Source organism: Kitasatospora sp. NPDC056531, from assembly GCF_042794375.1.
Taxonomy (GTDB): Bacteria; Actinomycetota; Actinomycetes; order Streptomycetales; family Streptomycetaceae; genus Kitasatospora.
This window is the reverse complement of record NZ_JBHTTU010000042.1, coordinates 34,865-43,593: the sequence shown is the minus strand read 5'-3', so window position 1 is coordinate 43,593 and position 8,729 is coordinate 34,865. Positions and strand designations below refer to the sequence as shown.

Below are 8,729 nucleotides of genomic sequence, written 5' to 3'. Positions count from 1 at the left end.
TAGGGGGGGGGGGGGGGGGGGGGGGGGGGGGGGGGGGGGGGGGGGGGGGGGGGGGGGGGAAGAGGGGGCGGAGCCCTCCCTGGCGCCCGCGGGGACCCCGCCGCGAACAAGCGTCACCGGCCAGGTGGGGGCGAGGTGACGGGGGTTGGGCTACTGCGGTTCCGGCGGGAAGCGGCTGGGTTCCAGAGAAAGCGCCGAGACGACGAAGCCGACATCGTGATCGAGATCAATGGCGAACGAAGATCAAAACGGAACCGACAGTCCGGCCTCGCGCAGCTTGGACAAGGCGGCGGACATGCACTGCTGCACAGTCCTCCCGTCAGCACGCATGCCATGCTCCAACGGGCCGCCGTTGGCGGCGAACGTCCACGCAGGAGTGTTGTCGTCCAACCTCTCGGCGTCCACCCTGATCATGGCGTTCACGCCCTGCTCACCAAGCCATTCCAGGATGAGTAGCGTCACGTCCTCGATGCCACGGTCCTGGTCGATCTTTGGCCAGCGGCCCCGGTTGCCGGTCATTGACCCGACTCTACCGAGGTCCCCGCAGCAGTGGGGGCCGGGCGGACGCGTTGAGCGACAGGTGCGACGACTCCTTGCAGCAGCCCTGGACGAGCAGGGGGACCCTCCTGCCGCTTCTACCGCTCCGGGCGGGCCCGGAGCGCGCCGCGGACCACCGTCACCGGCCGGGGTACGGAGGAGGCGGCCGATGTCGCGCCGTCCGACCGTCTCGTCGGACTGTGGCCGAGCGGCCGTACGCCAGGCGCGTACGGCCGCTCGGGTCGGTCCTCCGGCTAGTGGTCGACCCGACGGGCTCCGGTGCTCCGGCCCACTGGGCATCCGGTCGTCAGCGGGTCGGCAGCACCCGGGTGTGCTCCTCGCGGACAGCCTGGAGCGCGTTGGGCTTGAGGCCGAGCAGCTTCAGGATGGTCGGCGCGATCTGCTTGGTCTCGACCTTCTCGTCCTGGCGGACACCGTCCGGGGTGGCGGCGCCGGAGACGACCAGTGGCACGTTCAGGTCGTCGGCGTGGGCACCGCCGTGCTCGGCGATCTTGCTGCCGCCGGTGTAGACGACGCCGTACTGCGCGACGCCGAAGACGTCCGGCACGCGGGCGTCGCCCGGCGTGACGTGGAAGTAGTCGGCGGCCTCCTCGCCGGCGTAGATCTTCTCGACGCCGCTGTGGGTGAAGGGGCGGGCCTTGCCGTTGATGTCGACACCGTTGCCGCTCTGCGCCAGCAGGTAGCTCTCGGCGAACTCGGTGGCGGCCGCGGAGCGGTCGTTCAGCCAGAGCAGTACGCCGTCGTCGTCGACCGCGTGGGCGACCAGGTCGCCGGCGCCCGGGTGGGCGGCCTTCCAGGCGGCGTTGAGGCCGTCCAGCAGCGGGCCGTCGTCGATCCGGTTGAGCGCGGTCGGGTCGATCGGGGACTGACCGTGCTTGGCCGAGAGGATCACGGTGGTGGAGCCGTCCAGGTGCTGCTTGCGCAGCTCCTCGGTCAGCGCGCCGAGCTGCTGGTCGACGAACTCCAGGTTCTTCTCGACCAGCGGTCCGGGCACGCCCTTGGTGACGTAGCCGCCCTGGAGGCCCTGGGAGCTCTTGAGCTTCTGCGCGGTGGAGACCGACTGGAAGTTCAGACCGAAGACGGCCGGGGTGCCGACCTGCTCCGAACGGCTGTGGTCGTAGCCGTCGATCTCGTTGAGGACGGCCTGCACCTTGTACGAGTCGTACTGCTCGGTGGCCTTGTTGTCCTTGGTCCAGTCGCCGTTGTACCCGGTCGCGTTGCTGTTGATCTCCGGGGTGAAGAGGTCCTGGACGCCCTCGCCCGAGGGGCCGTTGAGGATGTCGTAGGCGGCGTGCTTGTCCGACCACGCGGTGCGCAGACCGGCCTGCCGGGCCACCTCGAAGACGGTGTTCACCTGGAGGTAGGAGTGCGGGTAGACCGGCTTGCAGGTGTGCGGGTCGACCGGCAGCTTGGCCGGGTTGAGCAGGGGCTGCGGCCTGCCGGTCATCTGCAGGATGGAGCCGGGCAGGCCGACGAGGCCCTGTCCGGCGTCGAGTACGTCCTGGTTCTTGTCCAGGTCCTCGGTGAGGTCCACCTCGACACCGGGCTTGACGCCCTTGCAGTCGGTGGTGCCGGCCGGGAGCAGTGCGGCGTTGTAGGTGTCGTCGTAGTAGACGCCGGTGGTGCCCGGGCCGCCGCCGGTCAGCTGGGCGACCATTCCGGGGAAGGAGTCCGAGGGGTTGGTGGTGCTCGCGTGGGTGTACTCGACACCGCCGCGGACCAGCCGGGCCAGTGCCGACTGCGGGTGCTCGGCCACGAACCAGGCCAGGTCCGACTGGTGCAGGCCGTCGACGGAGACCAGCAGCACGTGCTTCGCGTGGGCGCCGCGGCCCTCCTCGGCGGCGGCCGCCTGGGCGACGGTGGATCCGGCCAGCACACCGGCGGCGCCGAGGGTGGCGGCCAGCCGGACATAACGACGGGTCACAGAGACTCCTGTGGAGGGGAAGTGGCTGCGGCGGTGCCGTCCTAGGTTCAGAGGGCTCGGTATACCGGCGGCGGCGGAGACATGAACAGTGCTGAACCCCTGTGCGGAGAGATTCGGGAATTCGCCGAATCTCATCAACTGGACGTCCTGCCAGAGGGATTGGTGCGCATACGCAGTCAATGGGGCGGCGGGGGGGGCGGTGGGGCCCGCGCCGGAGGGGTGGTGCCGGGGTCAGGGCCGCGGGGTGATGCCGAGGTCGGCGAGGAGGAGGCGGACGCGGGATTCGATCTCGTCGCGGATCAGGCGGACGGCTTCGAGGCCCTGGCCGGCGGGGTCGTCGAGCTGCCAGTCCAGGTACTGCTTGCCGGGGAGGTACGGGCAGGCGTCGCGGCAGCCCATGGTGATCACCACGTCGGAGGTCTGGACGGCTTCGGCGGTCAGGACCTTGGGGGTTTCGGCGGAGATGTCGATGCCGATCTCGGCCATGGCCGCGACGACGGCGGGGTTCACGGTCCCGGCGGGGGCGGAGCCCGCGGAGCGGACCTGCACCCGGGGGCCGCCGAGGTCGGTGAGGAAGGCGGCGGCCATCTGGGAGCGGCCGGCGTTGTGGACGCAGACGAACAGCACCGACGGAACGACGGGAGTGCTCACGGGGAGATCCTTGGTCGAGGGCAGGGAGAGCGGGGCGGCGGCCGGGGCGCCGGTCCCGGCTCGGAGCCGACCGGGTCGGCCTCGCGCAGCACCTTGAGGCGGTGGGAGGCGGCCGGCTGGGAGGCGCCCGAGGGGCCGTCCGGTCAGGCCTCCTCGCGCCAGCCCTCGTAGGAGGTGGCGAGGGTGTCGAGGGCGTGGAGCAGGGTGGGGGTCCAGCCGTCGGCAGGGGGGTCGAGGACGACGAGCCACTGGGCGTCCTCGGCGTCGTCCTCGCCGGCCAGGGCGTCGCGGACGATCTCCAGCTCGCCGAGGTCCGGGAGGTCGGCGCGGAGTTCCTCGGCGGCCTCGTCGGCGGCGTCGCGGTCGGGCAGGACGAGCAGCTGGCGGACGAAGGGGTCGTTGACGTCCGGGAGGTCGGTGGTGTGGTTCTCGGTCACCGGGCCATTGTCCAGGTCGGGCACGGCGGGCGGTCGGTCCGGGGGCCGGTCGGGCGGTCCGGGTGGCTGGTCGGGCGGCCGGGAGTGTCCGCGGCGCGTGGGATGCTGGTAGGCGATGGCCAGGAAGAGTGCACCCGACGACCTGCTCGCCCCGCTGACCCTCGCGGTCGGCCAGGAGGAGCTGCTGCTGGACCGCGCGGTCGCCCAGGTGGTGGCCGCGGCGAAGGCGGCGGACCCGGACACCGACGTACGGGACCTGCCGCCCGGCGGGCTCCAGCCCGGCAGCCTGGCCGAGCTGACCACGCCGTCGCTGTTCGCCGAGCGCAAGGTGATCGTGGTCCGGGCCGCCCAGGACCTCTCCGCCGACTCGGTGAAGGAGGTCAAGGCGTACATCGAGGCCCCGGCCGAAGAAGTGATCATGGTGCTGGTGCACGCCGGCGGCGCCAAGGGCAAGGGCCTGTTGGACGCCGGCCGCAAGGCGGGCGGGCGCGAGGTGGCCTGCGCCAAGCTGGCCAAGGCGAGCGAGCGGCTGGCCTTCGTCAAGGGCGAGTTCCGCACGCTGGGCCGCTCCGCGACCCCGGAGGCCTGCCAGGCGCTGCTGGACTCCCTCGGCAGCGATCTGCGCGAGCTGGCGGCCGCGTGCAGCCAGCTGACCTCGGACGTCGAGGGCACGATCGACGAGACGGTGGTCGCCCGCTACTACAGCGGCCGGGCCGAGGCGACCGGCTTCGAGGTGGCCGACCTGGCCGTCACCGGCCGGGCCGCGGAGGCGCTGGAGCGGCTGCGCTGGGCGCTGGCCGTCGGGCAGCCGCCGACCGGCATCACCTACGCGCTGGCCTCCGGCGTGCGCAGCATCGGGCGGCTGGCGACCACCGGGCGGAACATGCGTCCGGCCGATCTGGCCCGCGAGTTGGGCATGCCGCCGTGGAAGGTCGACCGGGTCCGCCAGCAGATGCGCGGCTGGACCGGTGACGCGGTGGCCACCGCGCTGACCGCGATCGCCCAGGCCGACGCCGCCGTCAAGGGCGGCTCGGACGACCCGGCCTTCGCCCTGGAGCGCGCGGTGGTCGCCGTCGCCCGGGCCGCCCGGGCCGGCTCCCGCCCCGCCTACTGACGGTTCGGGGCGCCTCGCGCTACTTGCGCATCGCCCGTACGGTGTTGTCGGCGTCCGTCTGCAGCATGTTGTGGAGGTCGTCCATGGACGGCGGGGTGGTCTTCCCCTGGGTGTAGCTGGCGCTGTAGGTGATGTAGTAGGTCATCCCGCCGTCGCGGACGTCCACCTCGGCGTAGATGTCGTGGTACTTGTCCGAGGCGTCGTCCTTGTACACGAAGTACGCCTCGTCGCCGATCCCCGTGATGTTCGTGATCTGGTAGCCGCGCGACCGGTAGGTCTCCTTGTTGGCCGAGAGCTCGGGCGCGGGGTTCACCGCCTTGTGCAGGTCGGCGCGCATGTAGACCGAGGCGTACTCGCTGTCGCTGTCGCCGCCGATCCGCTTGAGCGACATCGAGCAGACCATGCTGTCCAGGGCCGGGTTCCGGTCGGTGTGGTGGGACGGCGAGGTGCTGCTCGTGGTGACCGAGTACTTCTCCAGCAGTCGGGCGGGCTTCCCGGTGGCGCAGAAGTCGTCCGACAGGTGGTAGCTGCCGAGACTGCGCGGCGAGGAGTCATTGCTGACCACGCCCGGGATGACCGTCACGGCGGTGGCCCAGCCAGCCGAGGCGAGCACCGCGCCGACGAAGGCCCAGACGGCGTTGCGGCGCAGGTTGCCACCCGAACGGCTCCCGGAACCGCCTCCGGCCGGTCCGCCGGTGGGAACAGCCCCGGAGAAGGCCGTAGGAGCAGCCCCGGGAACAGCCGCCCCCGGTGCGGCGGGCAGCCCGGGCGGCGGACCGAAACCGGCCGGAGCCGGCGATCCCGCCGCGGGCGCACCCGCCGAGGGCGCCCCCGGCACCCCCGGCGTCTGTTGCGGAAACCCGTACCCCGGCCTGTTCGGGCCCGGGCCGGGCCCCTGCCCCGGTATCGGCCCCGGCGGCGGTGGAGTCGTCATGGAAGTCCCCCCTCGTGACGGGCGCCCGGGGCGCTCCCCGCGCCTCGAACGCACCTCGGTCGCGCGTGACCGACCGACCATAGCGGCCGGAGCGGGAAACGCGACAGGCGCCGCAGTCGGCCTCTGGGGAAGAGACCGGCTACGGCGCCTGTCGTACAGCTGGTGTGCACCGCACCCGCGTGGCGAACGCAGGCCGCGTGCGGTGCGAGTATCGCGCGCCTCAGGGTTCCGGGTAGAGGGCCGGGTCGTCCGAGGCGATGGGGACCGGAGCCCCCGGGGGGCGTCAGGCCTGGGCGGCCGCGTTGACGCGCTTGGTGATGGCCGACTTCTTGTTGGCGGCCTGGTTGGCGTGGATGACGCCCTTGCTCACGGCCTTGTCCAGCGCCTTGGAGGCGGCGCGGGCCAGCACGACGGCCTTCTCGGTCTCGCCGGCGGCAGCGGCCTCACGGGCCTTGCGCAGAGCGGTCTTCAGCGAGGACTTGACGGCCTTGTTGCGCAGGCGTGCCTTCTCGTTGGTCTTGTTGCGCTTGATCTGGGACTTGATGTTCGCCACGAAGGAGCCTCAGTCTGTCTAAAAGGTATTGAACGGGCTGCACCCGAAGGCCGTCGGTCAAGCTGAGAGGGCATGCCGAGGCCAGGTGCAGCAGCCCACGCTACCAGGGGCCCGCCGCCCGCCCCAAACCGGACCGGGCGCGGGACAGGATGCGGGGCCGGACGCGGGACCGCGGGTTCCCCCGGCCGGGTCAGGCGCTCAGTACCGGCTCGCCGTAGTGCTCGACCTCCGGGAACGGCCGGTAGAACCGGTGCAGGAGCTCCCGCCACTGCTCGTACTCGGCCGAGCCGCGGAACCCCTCGGTGTGGTCGGCGAGCGTCTCCCACTCCACCTGGAGCAGGAAGCGCGAGCCGCGTCCCCCGTCGAGGCAGCGGCGCAGTTCCAGGGAGCGGAAGCCCCGCTGGACGGCGATCAGCGGACGCGCCTCGGCGAAGGCGGCGAGGAACTCCTCCTCCCGGCCGGGCCGGACGTCGAGCAGTGCGCTTTCCAGGATCATGAACGGCCATCCTGCCGCCTCACGAGCGTGCGGCGAAAGGCTCCGAGGTGCCCGAACGGCGTCCGGTGCCGCGGTCGTGGGAAGATGGGAGGAACTATTTCGATCGGACGAGACTGTCCGGTCCCCGGGATAGCCGGTCAGCGATGATCCGGACACCCCCGGCCCCGGACCAACGGAGAATCGGACCAAGGTGCCCGCGACCCCCAGCAATGTGCCACAGCCCAGCCGTACCGACCCGGCGCTGATCCGCAACTTCTGCATCATCGCCCACATCGACCACGGCAAGTCGACGCTCGCAGACCGGATGCTGCAGATCACCGGCGTCGTCGACCCGCGGCAGATGCGCGCCCAGTACCTCGACCGGATGGACATCGAGCGCGAGCGCGGCATCACCATCAAGTCGCAGGCGGTCCGCCTCCCGTGGGCCCCGAAGACCGGGCCGGACGCCGGGACGACGCACATCCTCAACATGATCGACACCCCGGGCCACGTGGACTTCACGTACGAGGTGTCCCGCTCCCTGGCGGCCTGCGAGGGCACCATCCTGGTGGTCGACGCGGCCCAGGGCATCGAGGCGCAGACCCTCGCCAACCTGTACCTGGCGCTGGAGAACGACCTCACGATCGTCCCGGTGCTCAACAAGATCGACCTGCCGGCCGCCCAGCCGGAGAAGTACGCCGCCGAGATCGCCCACATCATCGGCTGCGACCCCTCCGACGTGCTCCAGGTCAGCGCGAAGACCGGCCTCGGCGTCGAGGACCTGCTGGACCACATCGTCAACACGATCCCGGCCCCGGTCGGCGTCGCGGACGCCCCCGCCCGCGCGATGATCTTCGACTCGGTGTACGACGCCTACCGCGGCGTGGTCACCTACGTCCGTGTCGTGGACGGTCAGCTCACCAAGCGCGAGCGCATCCAGATGATGTCCACCGGCGCCACCCACGAGCTGCTGGAGATCGGTGTCATCTCGCCGGAGCCGAAGGTCGCCGACGGCCTCGGCGTCGGCGAGGTGGGCTACATCATCACCGGTGTGAAGGACGTCCGGCAGTCCAAGGTCGGTGACACGATCACCTCGCAGCACAAGGGCGCCACCGAGCCGCTCGGCGGCTACAAGGACCCGCGCCCGATGGTGTTCTCCGGCCTCTACCCGCTGGACGGCTCGGACTACCCGCTGCTGCGCGACGCCCTGGACAAGCTGCGCCTCAACGACGCCGCCCTGGTGTACGAGCCGGAGACCTCGGTCGCGCTGGGCTTCGGCTACCGCTGCGGCTTCCTCGGCCTGCTGCACCTGGAGATCATCCGGGAGCGCCTGGAGCGCGAGTTCAACCTCGACCTGATCTCCACCGCCCCGAACGTGATCTACCGGGTGGTGATGGAGGACGGCACCGAGCACACCGTCACCAACCCGAGCGAGTTCCCCACCGGCAAGATCTCCGAGGTGTTCGAGCCGGTCGTGCGCGGCACCATCCTCGCGCCGAACGAGTTCGTCGGCGCGATCATGGAGCTCTGCCAGTCCCGCCGCGGCAGCCTGCAGGGCATGGACTACCTGTCCGAGGACCGGGTCGAGCTGCGCTACACCCTGCCGCTCGCGGAGATCGTCTTCGACTTCTTCGACCAGCTGAAGTCCAAGACCCGCGGCTACGCCTCGCTCGACTACGAGCCCATCGGCGAGCAGGCCGCCCAGCTGGTGAAGGTCGACATCCTGCTGCACGGCGACGCGGTGGACGCGTTCTCCGCGATCGTGCACAAGGACAAGGCCTACAGCTACGGCGTGATGATGGCCGGCAAGCTGCAGAAGCTCATCCCGCGCCAGCAGTTCGAGGTGCCGATCCAGGCCGCCATCGGCTCCCGGGTGATCGCCCGTGAGACGGTCCGCGCGATCCGCAAGGACGTCCTCGCCAAGTGCTACGGCGGTGACATCTCCCGTAAGCGGAAGCTGCTGGAGAAGCAGAAGGAAGGCAAGAAGCGGATGAAGATGGTCGGCAGCGTGGAGGTCCCGCAGGAGGCCTTCATCGCCGCGCTGTCCACCGACGCCGAGACGCCGAAGGACAAGAAGTAGCGG

General features: G+C 71.1%; 9 protein-coding genes. 2 read left to right on the top strand and 7 right to left on the bottom strand.

The genetic code is table 11. The features are described from left to right. Window positions 1–243: 243 nt before the first annotated feature. From ACFQ87_RS28910 to ACFQ87_RS28895, 4 genes are all read right to left on the bottom strand, one after another. Window positions 244–519 (bottom strand): hypothetical protein, encoded by a 276-nt coding sequence (locus ACFQ87_RS28910; protein WP_380613778.1) that lies wholly within the window; start codon window positions 517–519, stop codon window positions 244–246. A 325-nt stretch (window positions 520–844) separates the two neighbouring features. Beyond that, on the bottom strand, window positions 845–2,482 hold the full coding sequence (locus tag ACFQ87_RS28905; RefSeq protein ID WP_380613777.1) for an alkaline phosphatase family protein: 1,638 nt from the start codon (window positions 2,480–2,482) through the stop codon (window positions 845–847). A gap of 231 nt (window positions 2,483–2,713) precedes the next feature. After that, window positions 2,714–3,133, bottom strand: a complete 420-nt coding sequence (locus ACFQ87_RS28900; RefSeq protein WP_380613776.1) for an arsenate reductase ArsC — start codon at window positions 3,131–3,133, stop codon at window positions 2,714–2,716. Between the two features lie 143 nt (window positions 3,134–3,276). Further along, window positions 3,277–3,570, bottom strand: coding sequence for a hypothetical protein (locus ACFQ87_RS28895; RefSeq protein WP_380613775.1), 294 nt, complete (start codon window positions 3,568–3,570; stop codon window positions 3,277–3,279). A gap of 115 nt (window positions 3,571–3,685) precedes the next feature. Between ACFQ87_RS28895 and holA the strand changes: the two genes are divergently transcribed. After that, complete coding sequence (holA, locus tag ACFQ87_RS28890) at window positions 3,686–4,684, top strand: DNA polymerase III subunit delta (RefSeq protein ID WP_380613774.1); 999 nt, start codon at window positions 3,686–3,688, stop codon at window positions 4,682–4,684. 19 nt (window positions 4,685–4,703) lie between these two features. Here holA and ACFQ87_RS28885 read toward each other — a convergent pair whose 3' ends face one another. The 3 genes from ACFQ87_RS28885 to ACFQ87_RS28875 all read right to left on the bottom strand — a co-directional run bounded on the left by ACFQ87_RS28885 (window position 4,704) and on the right by ACFQ87_RS28875 (window position 6,667). Continuing rightward, complete coding sequence (locus ACFQ87_RS28885; protein WP_380613773.1) at window positions 4,704–5,297, bottom strand: hypothetical protein; 594 nt, start codon at window positions 5,295–5,297, stop codon at window positions 4,704–4,706. A gap of 604 nt (window positions 5,298–5,901) precedes the next feature. Continuing rightward, on the bottom strand, window positions 5,902–6,171 hold the full coding sequence (rpsT, locus tag ACFQ87_RS28880; protein WP_196951699.1) for a 30S ribosomal protein S20: 270 nt from the start codon (window positions 6,169–6,171) through the stop codon (window positions 5,902–5,904). 190 nt (window positions 6,172–6,361) lie between these two features. Then, on the bottom strand, window positions 6,362–6,667 hold the full coding sequence (locus ACFQ87_RS28875; protein WP_380613772.1) for an antibiotic biosynthesis monooxygenase family protein: 306 nt from the start codon (window positions 6,665–6,667) through the stop codon (window positions 6,362–6,364). 190 nt (window positions 6,668–6,857) lie between these two features. On the opposite strand from ACFQ87_RS28875, the gene lepA reads away from it, so the two are divergent. After that, complete coding sequence (gene lepA / locus ACFQ87_RS28870) at window positions 6,858–8,726, top strand: translation elongation factor 4 (RefSeq protein ID WP_380613771.1); 1,869 nt, start codon at window positions 6,858–6,860, stop codon at window positions 8,724–8,726. Window positions 8,727–8,729: the final 3 nt, after the last annotated feature.

What these genes read in the sequence shown, in the direction of transcription:
- ACFQ87_RS28910 (WP_380613778.1), bottom strand. Translation starts at nt 519, where the DNA reads ATGACCGGCAACCGGGGCCGCTGGCCAAAGATCGACCAGGACCGTGGC.
- holA (WP_380613774.1), top strand. Translation starts at nt 3,686, where the DNA reads ATGGCCAGGAAGAGTGCACCCGACGACCTGCTCGCCCCGCTGACCCTC.
- ACFQ87_RS28875 (WP_380613772.1), bottom strand. Translation starts at nt 6,667, where the DNA reads ATGATCCTGGAAAGCGCACTGCTCGACGTCCGGCCCGGCCGGGAGGAG.